This is a genomic window from Endoryza foliicola (genome assembly GCF_050589245.1).
GTDB lineage: Bacteria > Bacteroidota > Bacteroidia > Chitinophagales > Chitinophagaceae > Endoryza > Endoryza foliicola.
This window is the reverse complement of record NZ_JBOBEW010000001.1, coordinates 125,971-146,997: the sequence shown is the minus strand read 5'-3', so window position 1 is coordinate 146,997 and position 21,027 is coordinate 125,971. Positions and strand designations below refer to the sequence as shown.

11 protein-coding genes are annotated in these 21,027 nt (G+C 40.9%); 6 read left to right on the top strand and 5 right to left on the bottom strand.

The genetic code is table 11. The annotated features are described in order from the left end of the window. Positions 1-660 precede the first annotated feature (660 nt). Positions 661-2,373, bottom strand: a complete 1,713-nt coding sequence (locus ACQ2HE_RS00550; protein ID WP_430895585.1) for a lamin tail domain-containing protein — start codon at positions 2,371-2,373, stop codon at positions 661-663. Between the two features lie 215 nt (positions 2,374-2,588). Between ACQ2HE_RS00550 and ACQ2HE_RS00545 the strand changes: the two genes are divergently transcribed. After that, positions 2,589-3,596 carry an aspartate-semialdehyde dehydrogenase gene (locus tag ACQ2HE_RS00545; RefSeq protein ID WP_430895587.1) on the top strand — a complete coding sequence of 336 codons (1,008 nt, stop codon included), beginning with the start codon at positions 2,589-2,591 and terminating at the stop codon, positions 3,594-3,596. Positions 3,597-3,776: 180 nt separating this feature from the next. Here the strand turns inward: ACQ2HE_RS00545 and ACQ2HE_RS00540 are convergent, their stop codons facing one another. The 3 genes from ACQ2HE_RS00540 to ligA form a co-directional block, all read right to left on the bottom strand. Then, a complete protein-coding gene (locus ACQ2HE_RS00540; protein ID WP_430895589.1) occupies positions 3,777-4,436 on the bottom strand; it encodes a DUF2461 domain-containing protein in 660 nt (219 codons plus the stop codon). A gap of 429 nt (positions 4,437-4,865) precedes the next feature. Further along, positions 4,866-5,429 carry an NUMOD4 domain-containing protein gene (locus ACQ2HE_RS00535; RefSeq protein ID WP_430895591.1) on the bottom strand — a complete coding sequence of 188 codons (564 nt, stop codon included), beginning with the start codon at positions 5,427-5,429 and terminating at the stop codon, positions 4,866-4,868. Positions 5,430-5,497: 68 nt separating this feature from the next. Next, positions 5,498-7,591, bottom strand: a complete 2,094-nt coding sequence (gene ligA / locus ACQ2HE_RS00530; protein WP_430895593.1) for an NAD-dependent DNA ligase LigA — start codon at positions 7,589-7,591, stop codon at positions 5,498-5,500. Between the two features lie 320 nt (positions 7,592-7,911). On the opposite strand from ligA, the gene ACQ2HE_RS00525 reads away from it, so the two are divergent. Then, entirely contained in the window at positions 7,912-10,812 is a 2,901-nt protein-coding gene (locus ACQ2HE_RS00525) for an alpha-amylase family glycosyl hydrolase (protein WP_430895595.1), read from the top strand. A gap of 27 nt (positions 10,813-10,839) precedes the next feature. Continuing rightward, complete coding sequence (locus ACQ2HE_RS00520) at positions 10,840-11,529, top strand: NUDIX hydrolase (protein ID WP_430895597.1); 690 nt, start codon at positions 10,840-10,842, stop codon at positions 11,527-11,529. A gap of 66 nt (positions 11,530-11,595) precedes the next feature. On the opposite strand, the gene ACQ2HE_RS00515 is transcribed toward ACQ2HE_RS00520, so the two are convergent. Then, on the bottom strand, positions 11,596-12,594 hold the full coding sequence (locus ACQ2HE_RS00515; protein WP_430895599.1) for a LacI family DNA-binding transcriptional regulator: 999 nt from the start codon (positions 12,592-12,594) through the stop codon (positions 11,596-11,598). Positions 12,595-13,087: 493 nt separating this feature from the next. On the opposite strand from ACQ2HE_RS00515, the gene ACQ2HE_RS00510 reads away from it, so the two are divergent. The 3 genes from ACQ2HE_RS00510 (at position 13,088) to ACQ2HE_RS00500 (ending at position 21,024) form a co-directional block, all read left to right on the top strand. Beyond that, on the top strand, positions 13,088-16,063 hold the full coding sequence (locus ACQ2HE_RS00510) for a SusC/RagA family TonB-linked outer membrane protein (protein ID WP_430895601.1): 2,976 nt from the start codon (positions 13,088-13,090) through the stop codon (positions 16,061-16,063). A 22-nt stretch (positions 16,064-16,085) separates the two neighbouring features. Then, complete coding sequence (locus tag ACQ2HE_RS00505) at positions 16,086-17,588, top strand: RagB/SusD family nutrient uptake outer membrane protein (protein ID WP_430895603.1); 1,503 nt, start codon at positions 16,086-16,088, stop codon at positions 17,586-17,588. A gap of 100 nt (positions 17,589-17,688) precedes the next feature. Next, positions 17,689-21,024 (top strand): VCBS repeat-containing protein, encoded by a 3,336-nt coding sequence (locus ACQ2HE_RS00500; protein ID WP_430895605.1) that lies wholly within the window; start codon positions 17,689-17,691, stop codon positions 21,022-21,024. The last annotated feature ends 3 nt before the right edge of the window (positions 21,025-21,027 follow it).

Genomic DNA, 21,027 nt, shown 5'->3' with positions numbered 1-21,027 from the left:
GAGAAATCTGGGTTGCTTAATATAATCCCCCGTCATCCCGAACGAGCAAGACTGCGAAGCAGCTGCAGCGAGAGAGGGACCTCAAAACCTGTTGTCAGAGAGGTGAAGCTTTTGAAAGAGATTTATTTCACTAAACTCGCTGGTGAGTTTTTGAGTTGTTTAGTTTTTGAGTTTGGGCATTACAAAAGATACCGGTTTAAATTTGTTCTTTTGCGCATTCTTACGTGAACATAAGTGCCATTAGTCAATGGTGAAGCAACTTAAAAACTAAACAACTCAATTACCTAGCACTTAATGGCGTGAAGCGTCAATACTTCGAAATCGGCTTCTTTCTGCAAAGCCCATTCCCAGTTCCCTCTCTGCGCTTTTTTGCTTTGCAAAAAATGCTTGATCGGGATGACGGGCGTGGGGTGTAAGGACCCAGATTTCTCGCATCCTTCTTCAGGCCTGCGGCCTTTCGAAGCTGCTCGAAATGGCTTCGGACATCGTTTTCTGCAGAGATTCACAAATGGGACTCAAAAAATGAAATCATTTTAAATATATCAGAAGTATGCAACGGAGCAAATATAGGAGCAAGTAGTCTTGCTTTTTGATGCCATCAGTTTTTCTAGATTAGCCAATAGCACAATGCGTTCACTTTATTAAGAAAATTAACACTAATTAATTCACAACAGTAAGCATTCTCTTTACCCTCTTTGTTTCACCATCGGTGTTCAATAATTCCGCCAATAAAACATAATGCCCTGAATTCAAGGGAATGTTATGCTCATCAGTTCCATTATAAAAAATCTCTGATTTAAGCCCAAGCGTGTATTGCTCTACAACTTTTCGAATAAACCTACCCGTAATATCATAGAGTTTGATCGTAACTTGCCAGTTGGGTCTGTTTAAAGAAAATTGAATACTGAGCCGATCGTTTCTTCCATCGTTGTTCGGACTTATGTATTCCGGTGAAAGCTTCATCACACCGCCTTCAGTTCTGGTACTGTCAATTGTGCTAGCACTATTCACTAAGCCCGGTGTACCGAATCCAACACTGGCAGCTGCAGAGGTCCAATTAAAGGCTTTATCGGTAGGGCTTTTGACTGAAATTCTTTCCAAAGCAACCCCTTCCGGATTGTTCAAAAGCCCGTAATGCATGTCTTTATGATAGCGAAACTCGTCAATTAGAATGCTGGCCTGATAGCGCAATGCAACCCAACCTTTGTCATCGGGTAAAGAAGGCAATTGAACTATTTTAAATAGGTGCAATGAATCGTGCATCGGATAATGGCTTCTCACCCATTCCGGTTTTTCAGAGAACACTATTCTTTCGCCGGGGTACAAGAAAAAGGGCCGTTCCGTTAATGGATAAGAATTGCTGAAGATGCCCGATTCGGAACGTTGACTGATCACCAATTCTTTTAGGTTCACTGCGTTTGTTCCCGCATGATAGCATTCGATATAATCAGCACCTTCCGGTGGTGGATCGAAGAGCAATTCATTGATCAGTACAGCACCCGGTTTTGGAGCAAGTGCCATTCCACACTTGGCTTCTTGTTTAGTGCCCACCTCTCCATAACAATTTGAAATTTTTTCTATAGCAAGATCGTAAACTATTATACTATCAAGATCACTGTTGATACTTAACCTTGCTTGTTGAAACAAAGGTGGCAACAGTTCACGCTTCAAAATGCTCCCGGAATATCCTTGGATCGTTATTGGTATAGTAAAAAAGGCTGCACTGTCGATGGTTTGATTGAAGTCTACCACTACCGTTCTTCCATTTATTGCTCTCGCGTTGTCAATACGGATAGCTGTTTTTGTTTCATTTTGGCCTCTAACGCTATTTGGCTTTCCGGGTGTTCCGCCTATTGCAAAAGTAGATGCTTTCCAATTTACAGATCCGGAACAAGGCCTGAGAAGATCGATAAGTTCAAGACTCCAACCTCCTGCTTTTTTGTAGTCATTCAAGTACCAGTCATCAGTATACGCAACACTGAATACTGTTTGATTGGTAGGAGATAGAATGGTTAATGTATCTCCGTCATTGTTCAAGGAGGGAAATGAGCTCAAGGCTAATGTTGGTCCGAGCATGGCATACGAACTCAAGGCTGAATTGCTGCAAAGAATAACATAACTCTTGGGGCCTAATTTATAATGAGTAGATATGATGCCGGTAGTGCTCCCATCGGTGAGTTTCCATTTGAATAAGTCGATACTGTCATTACCGGAATTGTACCATTCTACAAATTCATAGGGTGGCAATGCTACAGCCGGACTCGGATCGGCAAAAATTTCGGAAATGAACAAGCTGTGGTGAAATGCCTGCTGGCACCGGCTTTCATGGCTCAGTAAGGCGCATAGTAAAAGCGCCACAAGTTGTTTTTTCATGAACATTTGTTAGGATTCAAAAATAAAAATTTGCTTGACTGCACATTACGATTTAGTTTTGCGGCACAATATGAATACAATGAAACATATTAAACGCACGAAGAAACGTTCCTAAGGGAAGGTTAGCAGCGTTGTATATGTATATATAAAAGCTTGATTAGCCTTCCTTCACGGGAAGGCTTTTTATTTTTAATTAAAACAAAAAAAACAAAACAATGAAAGTTGCCGTAGTTGGTGCTACTGGCCTGGTAGGCACTAAAATGTTACAAGTATTGGCTGAAAGAAATTTCCCTGTTACTGAATTAATTCCTGTTGCTTCTGAAAAATCTGTTGGTAAAGAAGTAAGCTTCAAGGGTAAACAGTACAAGGTAGTGAGCATGACCGACGCCATTGCTGCCAAACCTGCCGTAGCCTTGTTTTCTGCCGGTGGCGGAACTTCATTGGAATGGGCTCCTAAATTCGCAGAAGCGGGGATCACTGTTATCGATAATTCATCGGCTTGGAGAATGGACCCCACTAAAAAATTAGTTGTTCCTGAAATCAATGCTGATGCGTTGACAAAAGAAGATAAAATCATTGCCAACCCTAACTGTTCTACTATTCAAATGGTAGTAGCCCTGAACCCACTGCATAAAAAATACAAGTCCACACGTATTGTGGTAAGTACCTATCAAAGCGTAACTGGTACGGGTGTGAAGGCTGTTGATCAATTGATGGGTGAGCGCGCCCTAGCGGTAAAAGGAGAACAATCGGCTTACCCAATGGCGTACAAATACCCTATTGATTTGAACGTGATTCCTCAAATCGATGTTTTCCTAGACAATGGCTACACCAAAGAAGAAATGAAAATGGTTTTAGAAACCAAAAAGATCATGCGCGATGACAGCATTCGTGTTACTTCTACCACGGTTCGTATTCCGGTAATGGGCGGACACAGTGAGAGTGTAAACATAGAATTTGAAAATGAATTCGAATTGAGCGAAGTGAAATCATTGTTAAGTGGTGCACCCGGAGTTGTTTTGGTCGACGATCCTGCTACACAGCAATATCCAATGCCCAAAGATGCACACGAACGCGATGAGGTTTTTGTTGGTCGCTTGCGCAGAGATGAAACGCAGCCTAAAACCCTCAACATGTGGGTAGTAAGCGATAACCTCCGCAAAGGAGCCGCTACCAATGCAGTACAAATTGCCGAATACCTCATGGCAAACGGATTGTTGTAAGATAGTCAACCCCCATAGTAAAGAAAGAGCCCCAATCGGGGCTCTTCTTTCATATAGTAGCGTAAGACTGATCCTCTAAAATCTCCCATTGCAGCGCAGCTGCCCCAAGCCCCAAGCCTAAGGCCTAAAGCCTAACGCCTAAGGCCTAAAGCCTAACGCCTAAAGCCTAACACCCAAAACCTACCCCACTGCCGTATTCAGAAACTCCACCAACGGCATCAATGCTTCAAAATGCTTTACGCAGGTTTTTACAAATTGCTTGCTCATGAGTTCTTCATTTTTAAGTGGACGAAGTGCCACAAAACTTTTCAATCTCAAATAAGCTTCAGCTTCATTGTCTTTTTCATAGCCTTTAGGAATACGCGACAATTGGTCGGAATAATCCAGGTCTCCATAGCTGGTTTTAAATGCTTTGTTTTTTAGAATGGCTTGAAAGTCTTTGAAATTGTAATCGATCTCTTGTCGAATTTTTTGCAAACCATCGCCCATTGGCATGTACATACCACCTCCAATAAATGCCTTTCCGGGTTCGATATGAACATAATAACCCGCCAACATTCCTTTCTTTCCGCCTTTGCTTATACTAATACCAAAATTCGTTTTATACGGTTCCTTGTTTTTGCTGAATCGAACGTCTCTATTGATACGAAACAAACAATCGGATGGTTTCAGATGACCGATCGACGCATCAATGCTTGCATATTGCTTTATAAGCTCGCCGGTGAACGTAATGATATTTGATTTAGCTGCTTCGTAAAGTGAACGATTCTCGTCAAACCAAGCTTTGTTATTGTTCTTGCTCAGTTTGCTTAAAAAGTTCAGTGTAGACTCATGTATCATTAACTTAATGAATTAAGAATTAAGAATTAAGAATTAAGAATTAAGAATTAAGAATTAAGAATTAAGAATTAAGAATTAATTTGACTTAAACATCTATCTGTTCTAATCCGTGCGATTCATGGTTATAAGAAGACAAGTCAAAAGTGTCTGCCAGTGCTGCGCCGCCGCAGTGAGAATTTCTTAACCACAGATTCGCACAAATTGTGACGGATTTACACAGATTAGCCTCTAAAATTCAAACAGCATCATTGAATACTCGGGTTCAAATCTGTGTTAATCTGTTCTAATCTATTAAATCTGTGGTCAAAAAAAGCCTAACACCGAAAGCCTAAAGCCCAATGCCTAAATACTGTACATCCTTTATAAAAAGAAAAACGGGCTTTGGTCGCATGCAAAGCCCGTTTTCTATTCCTACTTTAGTTACATTATTTATTTCACCTGTTTCCAGTTCTCGCCGCTTTTAATGCGGTACATGGTCATTTCACTAACCTTGTACTTTTCAGCGAGTTTTTTGATGGTGAGTTTTCTGTTTTTGTCGAGTAAAACTTTCTTGATCTCTGCTACTTTTTTAGCGTTTAATTTCAAGCCTTCAGTTCTGTTAGCTTGTTTGATCTTGTAAGCTTTTTTCGCAGGGCTGTTCTGTTGGTGAGCGATCATCTCATCCAAAGTTGCCCATTGAAGATTTTTAGCTGCATTGTCAGTTTTGTTATGATTCAAATGAATCACATACTTCTGCTTTGCAGGTGGTTTTGCCAAGAACAAACGTGCGATTTCGCGGTGAACATACAATGTTCCGTTGTTTCCCGGACGGTGTAAATTGAGGGTCCTGTAGCCGGTTGTAAGAGACCCGGTGAGCAACTTTCCATCTTCATGTACATCTTCGTAGTAACTAGCGATGCGGCCATGAGACGAAAGGCCATACTTTTTTCTGAGGTGTTTCCAGCCCGGAAACTGAAGTTGTTTCCACACCTCTTCTTGAATTTTTTTTACCATTGCTTTTCCTTTTGCTAAAGTTAATAAATAATTTAACTAGTCTGCACAACCTAAATTGATGATTTTTGTCATCCATTGATCATTTTAATGAATTCGGCTTCGCTTAGTAGTTGGATTGAAGGAATCTTTTTAGCTTTTTCAAGCTTTGATCCGGCGTCTTCTCCCGTTACTAAATAGTTTAATTTGCTACTAACACCGCTAACGATTTTCCCACCCTTCGATTCCGCCAAAGCCTCTGCTTCACTGCGTTTCAAAGTGGTAAGTGTACCGGTAAAAAGGAAGGTTTTTCCACTCAGTGCACCGTCTGTAACAACTGATTGCTTGGTGCTTTTTAATTGCAACCCCAAAGCTTCCAGTTGTTCCAACATTTGAATGTGCGATTCTTTATGGAAGTATTGATAAATACTGTTTGCAACTTTCGGACCAACATCTTCCAGTGCCAGAAGTTGCTCAACAGTAAAATTCTTGAAATCAAGTAAATGCTCTACGGTTTGCGCCAACACTTTTGCCGTCGTTTCTCCAACATATCGAATCCCCAATCCGAAGATCAATCGATGCAAAGGCTGTTGTTTCGATTGTTCAATAGCCTCCTGCAATTTAATAATACTTTTCTCACCAAAGCCATCCAATCCACGAATGGTATCAAAAGGTAGCTCATAAATACCGGGAATATTGTGTAAATACCCCTTTTCATAGAACTTCCGCACATTTGCTTCACCAAATCCTCGAATGTCCAATGCATCTTTACTGGTAAAATGAATGATCCGCTCTACTACTTGCGCCGGACATTCATCGTTTCCACAGCGCCATACAGCTTCTTCTTCCGGTTTTTCCAACGCACTGTTGCAGATAGGGCAATTCTTTGGGAATACAATGGCAGTCTCGCCTCCATCTCTTAGTTCATCTAAGCTTTTAACAATATAGGGGATCACATCGCCCGCGCGCTCCACTAAAACAGTGTCGCCTATCATCAAATTTTTCTCTTTAATCACTTCTTCATTGAAAAGGGAAATAGAACTCACTGTAACACCCCCTATAGGCACGGGTGTAATTTTAGCCACTGGAGTAATGGATCCGGTTCTTCCCACTTGAAATTCTACGCCGATGAGCTTGGAAGTTGCTTGTCGCGCTTTAAATTTAAAAGCAATCGCCCAACGGGGATGGTGAGAGGTCATGCCCAATTGCTCTTGTAACTGTATATCGTTCACCTTTATCACCATTCCATCAATCTCATAAGGTAAATCATCCCGCCCGGCCTCATAGGCCTCGCAGTAGTCGATCACAGCTTGAATCCCTTTCACCACTTTTTTCTCTTTCACAGGGCTCTTAAATCCCAATTCCCAAAGCAATTCCAAGCTTCCACTGTGCGACTGTAATTGTGTAGTCATTTCTTGACTTGCACTTGGTACGGTATAACTAACATGGTAGAGGAATGCCTCCAAGTTTCGATTGGCAACTTCTTTGGGATCTTTGATGCGCAAGCTTCCTGCCGCTGCATTTCTTGGGTTCGCCAAAGGAGGCAAATTTTGCTGCGCCAATTGATCATTGTATTTCTTGAAGTTGGCTTTGTTAAGCAGTACTTCGCCTCTTATTTCTATTTGTTGGATTCCTTTTGCCAAAAAACCCGCACTCAAGGGAACCGATTTGATCTGTTTGATATTCGTTGTAATATCATCCCCCGAAACCCCGTCTCCTCGAGTGGCACCTCTACTCAAATAGTCGTTTTCATAGATCAGAGAAATACTGGCTCCATCAAATTTGGGCTCAACACAGTATTCCAATTCTTCTTTTCCCGAAAGTTCTCTGGCTTTTCGGTCCCAATCGAGCAAATCTTCCGCATTGTACGAGTTCTCCAAACTTAACATCGGAACCAAATGCTGAACATTCTCAAAATTCGAGTTCAATCCTTTGGCAACACGCTGCGTAGGTGAGTCGGGTCGAATCCAATCAGGGTGACTCGCCTCTGCTTTTTCTAACAATTTATATAAGTCATCGTATTCTTTGTCGGCCAATAGTGGATCAGCCATCACATAGTAACGATGTTCGTGGAAACGAAGAACTGCCCGCAAATCGTTCAACTCTTGCTCGTTCTCGATCGTTTTTTTAGGCAGTAATTGATTGGTAAGACTCTGAAGTTCACGGGTTTCAACAGCAGAAAACATAGGTCATTTTTTACAAAAATAGGGGATTGCCTCACCAAACTATTGCCTCAATATAGTTCTGGTCCAGTACTTGTTGTACTACGTTTCGAACAAAGTTTTTTGAAGCTTCGCAGAATCTTCCTAAATTGTGTATATAATACACAATGTGTACTAACGAACTTGCTGCCAACAGAGTGCTTGCTTTAGAGTGGATTTTTTGAATGGCCGCTTTTAATAAAATATTGTTTATGAGAACCTTACATTCAAACAAAGCCAAAGCTTTTCCACATTTCTTCCGCTTACAAACTTCCTATAGTATATTAAGACCTAAATCAATTCCTATGCAAAAATCAATACTCTTGATTTTTACAGCGCTTCTTTGTGTGTTCACGTCACAAGCTCAGGTGCTTACTACAACGCCTACTTTTCCAAAAGACAATTCTGATATGTCTATTATCATTGATTGTAGTAAGGGCAATCAGGGGCTGTTTAACTATTCCAACACGAATGATGTGTACGTGCATGTTGGAGTTATCACCAATTTGAGTACTTCACCAGCCGATTGGAAATATGTAAAATTTACTTGGGGAACAACCGATGCCAATGCAAAGGCCACCTCCCTTGGCAACAATCGCTACCAATATACAATTACCAATATCAGAGCCTTTTTTGGAGTACCTGCTTCTGAGACCATTCGAAAAGTTACGTTCTTGTTGAGAAACGGAGCCGGAACCAGCGTTCACCGTAATAGTGATGGCAGTGATATGTATATTTCGATTTATTCAGATGCATTTGCGGGAAAATTCTTGAAGCCTGCTTTGGAACCCCGTTTTACGCCGGTTGTGGAACCTTTTAATTTATTTATTGGAGATACCATGCGTGTTACATGGGCTGCCAATGCAGTAGCTGATCTAAAATTGTTTTTTAACGGCAATCAAATAAACAGCGTATCAAGTTCAAATGCTATTGTTGATTCTTTTAAGATCAACTCATATGGTAATCAGCAATTAGTAGGAAGAGGAACTTCCGGCGCCACTACCATTTCTGATACCTTGAACTTTTATGTACCGCCGGCCACTACTGTATCGCCTTTGCCGGCAGGTGTGAGAGATGGAATCAATTATGAACCGGGCGACACATCGGTAACGCTTGTGCTATACGCACCTAATAAAACTCGAGTATCGGTAATTGGGGAGTTTAACAATTGGATCGAAAGCCCAGAATCGCAAATGTTCCTCTCTACTGATGGTAAGCGCTTCTGGAAAAGAATTACAGGATTAACAAAAGGAACTGAATACTCTTTTCAATACCTCGTAGATGGAACTATTCGAATTGGAGATCCTTACACTGAAAAAGTGCTAGACCCCAATAACGATGCTGCAATAGGGAGCAATTTATATCCCAATCTTAAAAGCTATCCAAACGGAAAAACTACAGGTATTGTAAGTGTACTTCAAACGGCAAAGCCAAGCTATACTTGGCAGGTGCCTAGTTTTACTCGTCCGGATAAAAGCAGTTTGGTAGTGTATGAATTACTTCTACGCGATTTTGTGTTCACGCACGATTGGAAAACCGTAAAAGATTCTATCAATTATTTCAAACATCTCGGGGTGAATGCCATTGAGCTCATGCCTTTTAATGAATTCGAAGGCAATAATAGCTGGGGATACAATCCTTCTTACTATTTGGCTCCCGATAAATATTATGGTACCGATACAAAACTGAAAGAATTTATTGATGAGTGTCATAAAAATGGAATTGCAGTGATTATGGACATTGCCTTGAATCATTCATTTGGGCAATCTCCAATGGTGCAGTTGTATTTCGATAATGCAAACAACCGACCTGCGTCGAACAGCCCTTGGTTCAACCCTGTACCTCGTCATGCCTTCAATGTGGGCTACGATATGAATCACGAAAGTGATGCAACCAAGTATTTTGTAAGCCGTGTTGTTGAACATTGGTTAAAAGAATACAAGTTGGATGGATTTCGATTCGATTTGTCAAAAGGCTTTACGCAAAACATCACTTGTGACGGAAATGGAAACAATTGCAATGTGGGATCATGGAGCAATTACGATGCATCTCGAATTAATATCTGGAAAGCTTACTACGACACACTTCAATTGAAGTCACCCGGGTCTTATGTGATCTTGGAACATTTCGCAGATAATTCGGAAGAAAAGGTATTGAGCGATTACGGAATGATGTTGTGGGGCAATATGAATTATAATTTCAACGAAGCAACCATGGGATACATCGGTAACTCCAATTTTGCAGGAGCCCTCCATACAGAAAGAGGTTGGAGCAAGCCAAATTTGGTGAGCTATATGGAGAGTCACGATGAAGAACGTTTGATGTATAAAAACATCAATTTCGCTGCCACTACTCCTACATATGATATCAGAAATATTTCCATAGGATTGAAGCGAAATGCGATGGCAGCTTCTTTCTTATTCATGATGCCCGGGCCCAAAATGATTTGGCAGTTTGGTGAGTTGGGATTCGATTACTCTATTAATACTTGTCAGAATGGATCGGTTAACAGCAATTGTAGGCTAGATATTAAACCACTGGTTTGGGATTATTTGCAAGAACCTAATAGAAAAGTACTTTATGAAGTTTATTCTGGCTTATTGCAACTTCGTCAGAATCCATTGTTCAAGGCAGCCTTTTCAACCAATAGAGTAGAACACAGTTTAGGCGTAGCTACTAAATGGCTCAAACTAACTACAGATACCAGTAATATTTTAGTGGTTGGGAATTTCGATTTGAGCAACTCCTCAATTAATGTGACCTTCCAGAATGCCGGTACCTGGTACGATTACTTTACGGGTGGCACCATTGCAGCAACAGGCTCGCAGCAAACCATCAATTTGCAACCGGGCGAGTACCATGTTTATGTGAACAGAAATGTGACCTATCCATTATCAGCGGTTACCCCGGTAATTGATATTCCTTTCAATGATAAAAAATTGAGTTTGTCGGTATTCCCGAATCCTGTTCAGCAACAAGCAACAATTCAATATGAGTTACCGGAAAGTGGAACCGCTCAGCTAAAACTATACAATATTACAGGGCAACAAGTGGCCGTTTTGGTGAATAAGTTCCAGCCTCAAGGACTTCATACAATAACAGTAAATCAATTGCAATCACTTTATAAACTAAGAGCAGGAACTTATTTCTTGCAAATGGAATTTGGCGGAAAACGATTGGTGCAAAAACTGGTGCTTCAATTTTAATCACAATAGAATATATTTGAAGCCATCATGAATACGGCGTCACACAAAACAATTAAGAACATCTTACTGGAAAGCAAGGAGTACTTCAAAATTGCCATTTCGGTAGACTGTGTAATTCTTGGCTTTGAAAACGGAGAATTGAAAGTGTTGTTGATTAAATCTGACCTGGAAGAATTCAAAGACGAATGGTCGCTTTTAGGAGATCTTGTTCGTCCTGATGAGGACTTGAACACCGCTTCGTACCGAATTTTGAAAAGCCGAACCGGATTAGAGGATGTGTTTTTGGAGCAGGTATATACTTTTGGTGACTTGAACAGGCATCCGGCCGGCAGGGTTATCACAACTGCCTATTATTCTTTGATCAATATTAACGACCATCAGTTAAAACTGGCGCACAATCAAATTCACTGGCACCCGGTGAATGAGCTAAAATCGATGGCCTTCGATCACAAATTGATTTTAGATACTTGCATGAAGCAACTAAGGGAGCGAGTAATGGAACACCCGATTGTTTTTAACTTGTTGCCGGAGAAATTTTCACTCCGTGAATTGCAGAGTATTTATGAAGCTATCCTCGGAATTAAACTTGATCGTCGAAACTTCCGAAAAAAATTCTTTTTAATGGATTGGTTAGTAGATGTTGACGAATTGGAAGAAGATGTTCCACACCGTCCGGGAAAATTGTATCGTTTCAATAAAGAAAAGTTTCAAAACTAATTTGAAAATTAGTGGATTCGTTAATTTGTAACGAACCCTTTCTGCAGCATTCACAAATGATCGACTTTACAAACTGCCCCCTTCCACAAGTCTTGATGGTAATGTAAGTTCTTGCACGAATGTTTTACCCGACATGTGGTCCATCATTCGCTTAATAGCGAGTTTGCCTAAATCGGCTCCACTTGTTTCTACAAATGATATCTCAGGGTCGTACATGCGAGGAATGAAATTATTATTACAGATCGAAATGATTCCTATTTCGTTGGGTACGTTCTTTTTTAGTTTTTGTATGGCTCTCATTACGCCTGTTAAGATTTCATCACTCATTGAAAAGATCGTATCAATAAAGCCGGTTTTTGCCCCATATTTTAAAGTAAGCATAAAAGCATCGTCGGCATTGTCGGCATGTTCACTGATTACCTCCATAGAACTTGATTGACTTTCAATTACAGAGAGGAATGCTTGTTTCCTTTTTTTGGAGATCGACATTTCTTCATTTCCGAAAATGGCCAATACTTTTTTCTTTTGTTTTCTGATGATTGTTAAAGCCGCCATGGTAGCAGCTTCCGTATCAGCAAGACAAATTTTGTTACATGCCTCGAAATCGGGCACCTTATCGAAAAATATAACAGGGATGTCTACCTCATCTAATTTTAGAAAGGGCTTTATGTCTTTTGTGTTAGCGGTAATTGATACAAAAACGCCGGCTACTCTATTCATTCTACAGATTCTCAGGTTCTCTAGTTCTATTTGTGGATCGTCACTCGATTGTAGAATAATAAGAGCATAGCCCAATCTTCTTGCGTCTTCTTCTAAAGCGGCAATAAAAGAATGATAAAAATAATTCGATATAACGGGAACGATTACGCCAAAAGTCTTGCTTTTATTGGTTCTTAAGTTAATAGCATGCGTATTCGGTTCGTATTCCATCAACGAAGCCAGCTCCATTACCTTTTGTTTGGTTTGATCGGAGATGTCGGGATGGTTTTTAAGCGCTCTTGAAACGGTTGATATACTTAAGTTGAGGCTTTGGCTAATATGTTTGAGTGTGGCTTTTGTTCGCATAAGTGGTTTGGTACTGAAAATTATGCAAAATACTTATCCACCGCAAACATTTGCGAAGATGTTTGCGAAATTGTTTGCAAAAGGATATTTGTTGGGAAGCCCTGATATGTGTTAGGAGACAAGTAATTTAGTGCTGATTAAGGTGTGTTGATTCAATGTATTGATTTATAATGACTTATGTTATTTTAGATCGTACAGTCTAAAGATTGAGAGATGTTATGAATGTCATTTTCAAGACTTTAGGCAAGTTATCGCGGCTTATTTGAGAGGCAGCGCTTTTCGAAATCTACTTGTCTTAATGTATTAGATACACTGTTATCATATAAGCCCGATAACATTTTAGTGGGGGGGTAGTCCCTAACTTTTTTTTGAAAAAACTTGTTAAGAAATCTTAAAAGTTCCAAAAAAAGTTTAAAATTGTAGTCTCGTGTGTATAAAATACACATTATTGTTTATAGGTTTTTTTATTGATAACCAATTATAACCATTGTTTATGACCCTCAAACGACTGCTAACAGCCAGTATGATGCTGTTGCTTGCACTCACCGTTTCTGTGTCTGCATTTGCACAGGACAAGGTGATCTCAGGTAAGGTAACTGACTCCAAAGATGGTTCTCCGGTAGTAGGAGCATCAGTGGTAGCCAAAGGCTCCAATTCTGGAGGTTCAGTTACAGGCGCAGATGGATCGTTCAAGATCTCTGTAGCCGCTAATACCACCACACTCGTAGTTTCTTACGTTGGTTATGGAACACAGGAAATTTCTATTGCAGGTAAAACTTCAGTAGACGTTTCATTGTCGTCTTCAGGATCAAATTTGAACGAAGTAGTAGTGGTTGGTTATGGTACAGCCCGCAGAAAAGATCTTACGGGATCTGTTGCTTCTGTTAAGGCTAAAGATTTCAACCAGGGTATCGTAACTGCGCCTGATCAATTGATCCAAGGTAAAGTTGCCGGTGTTCAGGTAATTAACAACTCGGGTGCTCCCGGTGGTGCAACTACCATCCGCATTCGTGGTATCTCTTCAATCCGTTCAGGTAACCAACCCTTGTTCGTAGTAGATGGAGTTCCTTTATCAGGTGGCTCTCCTGCTCCAGGTTTGGGTACTGCACTTGGTGGTGCTCCTGGCGACAACCCCCTCAACTTCTTGAACCCTAACGACATCGCCTCTATGGAGGTGTTGAAGGATGCGTCTGCTACAGCCATCTACGGTTCTCGTGGTGCGAACGGTGTTGTTATCATCACTACTAAGAAAGGACAAAGCGGTGCTCCGAAAATTGAGTTCAACACTTCTGCAAGTGTTTCTTCTATCATGAAGAAATTAGAAGTTTTGGATGGCAATGGTTTCAGAGCTGCTTTATCTAAGTATGGCTTAACGAGCGGAAACTTCGGTGGTAATGTTGATGCGATGGATGCTATCACACAAAGTGGTATCTCTCAAAATCACAACATCGCTATCTCTTCAGGTAACGACGCTGGTCGCTACCGTATCTCAGTTGGTTACCAAAACCAACAAGGTATCATTAAAGAATCTGGTTTCAAGAAGTATTCTGCTTCTTTCACCGGTTCTTACAGACTGCTCGACAACAAAAAATTAGGACTTGATTACAGCATTATCACATCAAATACTGTAACATCAGGTGCTCCAATTTCTAACGACGCAGGTTTCCAAGGTTCATTGATCGCAAACGCTTTACAATGGAACCCAACTGCTAAATTGGATTGGACTCCGGCTAACCCAATTGGAACTGGTCTTGGTGCTACCACTATCAACCCAATGGCATTGTTAGCTGCATACGATGACCAAAACTCTGTTACACAAGTTTTGGCTAACATCTCTCCTAGCTACAAAATCACAAACGATTTGGAATACAAGTTCCTCTATGGTATCAACTATGGTGTTGGAGAAAGAAGAACAGAAATCCGTCGTTGGTTAAACATTCAAGGTAACAGAGGTTTCGGACAGATTGCAAACAACCGTTCTATCAATCAGTCTTTAACTCATACTTTGAACTATACAAAAGATATCACAAGCAACCTTTCTTTGAATGCACTCGTAGGTTATGAGTACTTGCGTTTCGATTACAAAGGATCTGGTATGCAAGGAAACAACTTTGTTGATTATCCTGGTATCAAGTACACAGATTATATGCAAAACGTTCCATCTGCAGACAGAAGCATGTATTCTTTCGCAGATCCAGTAACTGAATTGCAATCTTATTTCGGCCGTGTAAACTTAGGCTACAAAGACAAGTATTTGTTGACTGCAACAGTACGTCGTGATGGTTCTAACAAATTCGGTAAAAATAATACATACGGTACCTTCCCTTCTGTTGCCGGTAAGTGGATTGTATCAAATGAAAGCTTTTTGAAAAACAACAAACTGTTCAGCAACTTAGCCGTGAGAGCTAGCTGGGGTCAAACAGGTAACCAAGAGTTCCCTGCAAACGCTCCTCTTCGCGTGGTTAACATTGGACAGGGCGACAACCAAAGCGTAGCAAGTTTGGAAAACCCAGATATTAAGTGGGAAACAAACACTCTTGCGAACATTGGTGTTGATTTCAGTGTTTTAGATGGTAGATTAAGCGGTAGTGTAGATTATTATAACAGAAAAACTACAGATCCTATCTTCCAACAAATTGTAACACAACCTGGTCCTCCTTTCCGTTACTGGACTAACTTACAAGGAACCATTGTGAACTCAGGTGTGGAAGTAGCATTAAGTTTAGCTGCTATTAAATCTAAAGACCTTAACTGGAACGTAAATGTGAACGCTGCTTTCCAAAAGAACGAGTTGAAAGATTTCGTTGGAGCAGTACAAACAGGTAGTTTAAGTGGTCAAGGTATTTCTGGTGCAACTGCACAGCGCTTGGTTAGCGGTCAGCCTTTGAACGTTTATTATTTGCGTTCATTCTTAGGCATCGACAAAACTACCGGTCAGAGCAACTACAAGTTGAACCCTGATGGTAGCGAAAACCTAAGCTATGTAGGTTCTCCTAACCCTAAGATGATTGTTGGTTTCTCTACTGATTTGACTTACAAAAAATGGTTCGCAGCTATCAACTTAAATGGTGCATTCGGACATTATTTGTACAACAACACAGCAAACTCAGTATTGCCAATCGGTAACATCATCGCAGGTAGAAACATCACTAAGTCTCTTGTTGGCGGATCAGTTACAGAGAGCACTTCTAACCCAATTGCTCCTTCTACTCGCTACCTCGAAAAAGGTGACTACATCAAGTTAGCAAACATGACCATCGCTTACCGCCTTGGAAACATTGCTAAAGTGATCAAAAATGCAAACGTTGCATTAACCGGTCAAAACTTGTTCGTTATCACTAAATGGAGTGGTTTCGACCCAGAGGTTAATACAGATAAGAATGTGAACGGTGTTCCTTCTTTAGGTATCGAGTATACTCCTTATCCAACAGCTAGAAACATTCAATTGTCATTCTCATTCAGTTTATAAACTCTTTTAAATAGTAATTAAAATGAAGAATCTAAAATTGCTGGTGCTGTTACTGATCACCGTGTTTAGTTTCTCTTGTACCAAGTTGGAGCAAAACCAACGCGGTGCGCTAAACATCGAAAGCAGCACTGTAAACGCTGCCGGTCTGTTACAGAGTGCCTATGAAACTTTAAACAACCCCTTCCAGGATCAGTCACGTTTTTGGGCTGCTTCTGAGCACACAACCGATGAGGCCATCGGACCCACTCGTGGTCCAGACTGGGATGATAACGGGGTTTGGCGTGTATTGCATAACCATACTTGGAATGCAGATCACCAATTCTTGTCTGATACATACCGTGAATTGCTTCAAGCTCAATTCGCTGCATCATCAGTACTTGATAAAAGTCCTACACCTCAACAAGCAGCAGAAGCTCGCTTCATCAGAGCGTTGTCTATGTTCGCTGTATTGGATGGATGGGATCAAGTTCCTTTCCGTTCAGATCTGAAGGATCTTAAGAAACTTCCTGAAATTAAGAAGGGTGCTGCTGCAGCCGACTTCATCATCAGTGAGTTGAATGCAATCATCAACGATTTACCTGCTGGTAGCTCAAGCAATATCATCAAAGCAAACAAAAACGCTGCTCGCGTATTGATGATGAAATTGTACCTCAACAAAGGTGTTTACGCTAACCGCGCTACTCCAACCTTTGCTGCTGGCGATATGCAACAGGTAATCACTTTGGCTGACCAAATTACTGGTTACAGCTTAAGCTCTAACTTCTACGATAACTTCAGCCCTGATAACTCAACAAAATCAACTGAAATTATCTACGCTCTCGAAAATACAAATGGTGTACGTGGTGGTAACAACCAATCTCGTTGGTATTGCACACTTCACTACAACCAACGTCCTAGCGGTTGGAACGGTTTCACTACCTTGTCTGACTTCTACGATAAATTCGAAGCGACTGATAAACGCCGTGGCGATAGCTACACTGGTGTTACCAATGTATCTGGTTTGCGCGTAGGTTTGTTGGTTGGTCAACAATTCGATCAAAACGGTACTGCATTGAAAGACAGAAGTGGTGCTCCACTTTCTTTCACTCGCGACGTGAAAATCAAAGAAACAGGTACCAACCTCGAGGTTACAGGTATCCGTGTTATCAAATATCCACCTGATTACGCAAAAGAGTTCCCTGCTGAGAACGAATACGTAATCTTCCGTTGGGCTGATGTTATGTTGATGAAAGCTGAAGCTTTGCTTAGAACAGGTAACGCTGCTGCAGGTTTGGCAATCGTTAACCAGATCCGCGCTAACCGTGGTGCTACTGCTCTTGCTTCTTTAACTGCCGACAACTTGTTGGATGAAAGAGGAAGAGAGTTGTACTGGGAAGGTTGGAGAAGAAATGACTTGGTTCGTTTCGGTAAATACTTGAACGCTTACCAAGAAAAACCAGCTTCAACTTCTGAGCGTCTGTTGTTCCCTATTCCTAACGAACAACTTGCTGTAAACCCAGCTTTAAAGCAGAATCCTGGTTATTAATAGTAGGTTCTTAACATTACTATACGGCAAAAGGGTCATATTTTTATGGCCTTTTTGCTATTTTAAATGGACTACTTTTCGAATTAAGCATTTGATAAATATGACCACCTCTATTTCAAAAATATTTGGCACCGGAATCTTTGTAACTATATTGGCTTGCTTCGCTTGTAACCCAAAGGCAACCACCAATAACCCTAATGCCTTGTTTGAACTAAAATCAAATACCGGCATCAACTTCATCAATAAAGTTTCTAATAGCCCCGATTTTAACATCTTCAGCTATCGCAATTTCTACAATGGCGGCGGTGTTGCAATTGGTGATATTAATAATGATGGACTGGCAGATGTGTTCATGACCTCTAAAATGAGTGAAAACAAACTCTACTTAAACAAAGGAGCATGGAAGTTTGACGACATAACAAGCACTGCTAAAATTCAAGTAGGTAATCAGTGGAGTACTGGCGTAGTAATGGTGGATATTAATAGTGACGGGTGGCTCGATATTTACGTGTGCAATGCAGGGTTTATTAACGGACAACCACCTGTAAGCAAACTCTATATAAACCAACATAACAATACGTTCACCGAAGAAGCAGAAAACTATGGCCTACAAAACAAAGGCGGATACGCTACACACGCCGCTTTCTTCGATTATGATTTGGACGGCGATTTAGACGTGTTTATCATTAATAACAGCTTTATTCCAGTTAATACCCTTAATTACGAAAACAAGCGCGAACTAAGGGCAAAAGACTGGCCCGTTGCCGATTACCTCAAAGGAGGTGGCGATCGATTTCTTAGGAACGACAATGGCAAATACATCGATATTAGTACAGAGGCCGGTATCTATGGCAGTTTGATCAGCTTTGGTTTGGGTGTAACAGTGGGAGATGTAAACGGTGATCATTATCCGGATGTATACGTTTCTAACGACTTCTTTGAAAGAGACTACCTCTATATCAATCAGAAAAATGGAACCTTTAAAGACGAACTGGAGAATTGGGTTCAGCACCTTAGTCACTCTAGCATGGGCGCTGATTTGGCTGATATTAACAACGACGGCTATCCTGACCTCTTCGTTACTGAGATGCTTCCTGATAATGATTTTCGCTTAAAAACGACTACCTCTTTTGAAAACATCGATGTTCAACAACTGAAAGTTAAAACAGGGTTTTACTACCAGTTCATGCAAAACGTATTGCAAGTAAACGATAGAAACGGCAAGTTTAAAGAAACAGCCTTCTATGGTGGTGTAGCAGCCTCCGATTGGAGCTGGGGTGGGCTTATCTTCGATGCCGATAATGATGGTCTCTCCGACCTTTTTGTTTGCAATGGTATCTACAATGACGTAACCAACCAAGACTTCATCGACTTCTTTGCTAACGACGTAGTTCAAAAAATGGTGATGACAGGGCAGAAGGAACAATTCGATGAAATTATCAAGAAAATGCCTTCAGTGCCCATTCCAAATAAGGCCTTTCATAATATTGGTCATATGAAATTTAAAGACGAAGCTGAAAATTGGGGCTTCGCTACACCTTCGTTTTCTAACGGCGCAGCATATGGGGATTTAGACAATGATGGAGATCTGGATATGGTGATCAATAATGTAAACATGGAGAGTTTTGTGTATCAAAACAAAGCCAATGAATTGCAAAAGAATAACTTTATTGGCGTAAGCCTAAAAGGAAAGGATAAAAACACCTTTGCTATTGGTTCAAAAGTTAAGATATTCAAAGGAAAAGAGATCATCTATAAAGAGTTGATCCCAAGCAGAGGCTTTCAAAGTTCTGTAGACTACAAAATAATTGCAGGGCTGGGAAAAGAAAAAGCAGATTCGATTGTAGTGGAATGGCCCGATAACAAAATATCGGTGATGCGTACTCCCGAATTGAACAAAGTACACTCTTTTAGCTGGGAGCAGGCTGTTGCAGGAAACACCGGAGGTACCGCGGCGCCTACCCCTGTTTTAAGTTTTCAAGACAGTGCTTTTGTGAAACATCAGGAAGATGGGTTCATTGATTCATATTACGATCGCAACATTCCGCTATTTGTTTCTCATGAAGGTCCGAAAGCAGCCAAAGGGGATGTAAACGGAGATGGGTTGGAAGATCTCTATGTTGGGGGCGCTAGTCGTCAGGCCGGTCAACTGTATCTTCAATTGTCTAATGGTCGTTTTCAACAAAAGCTTAACCCTGAATTTGAAAGATTTGCCGAGTCAGAAGATATGGGAGTGCTATTCTTTGATGCAGATGGTGATAAGGATTTAGACTTGTTTGTAGGTTCGGCCGGCAACAACCGGGATCCGGACAGCAAAGAGTTGAATAACCGTCTATTTAAGAACGATGGCAAAGGAAATTTCAAATTCGACAGTACTGCATTGCCTTCAAGTAGCACCAACAATGCTTTTGTAGTGGCGCTTGATTTCGATAGCGATGGCGATTTGGATCTTTTTGTTGGAAGTAGAAGCATTTCGTTGAATTACGGTCCAACGCCAACTTCTTTTCTTCTTGAAAACAATGGCAAGGGAGTGTTTACAGATGTAACACCACAGAGAGCAACTGGGTTAGAAAAACTTGGACTACTAACGGGAGCAGTATGGGTAAATATCAATCAAAGTCCGGAAAAAGAATTGGTGGTGGCAGGTGAGTGGATGCAGCCCAAGGCTTTTAGTTTTAGTGGCGGCTCTGCTAAAGAAATAGAAATTGGATTGTCGAAAGAAAATGGATGGTGGCAATCAATTGCTGCTGGAGATTTAGATGGTGATGGAGACGAGGATTTGATTCTGGGAAACATCGGAGAAAACTTTTACTTGCAACCTTCTACTCATGCTCCTGTAAAAATGTGGATCAATGATTATGATAAAAACGGATCTGTAGAAAAAATAATTACGAGAACGATCAATGGGAAGGATGTGCCTGTTTTCTTGAAGCGAGAATTAACTGATCAAGTGGTGTCGATCAAGAAGCAGAATTTGAAATACGAAGAGTTTGGAAAGAAATCGATTCAAGAACTGTTCTCTGCCGACGTGCTGAAATCTTGTGAAGTAAAAACATTTACCAACGGAAGCACGATGGTGGCATATAACGATGGAAAAGGCCAATTCAGTTTGGTGCGACTGCCCGATGAAGTTCAGTGGAGTTCTGTGAATGCAATAACTGTGGAGGATATTAATGGCGACGGCAAGCCCGAGATCATTGCCGGAGGTAATCGATTCAATATGTTGCCACAGTTCTGCAGATTGGACGCGAGCTTCGGGCAAGTATTAATTTCCGATGCGGCAAAGAATTGGAGACTGCTGTCATCCCAAGAATCAGGGTTGATGATTACGGGCCAAATCAGAGACATCATTCAATTGAATTCAGGAAAAACGAAAAGACTATTGTTCCTGATCAATGATGAAAAACCGAGAATCTATAAAGTGAATTCCAAATAGAAG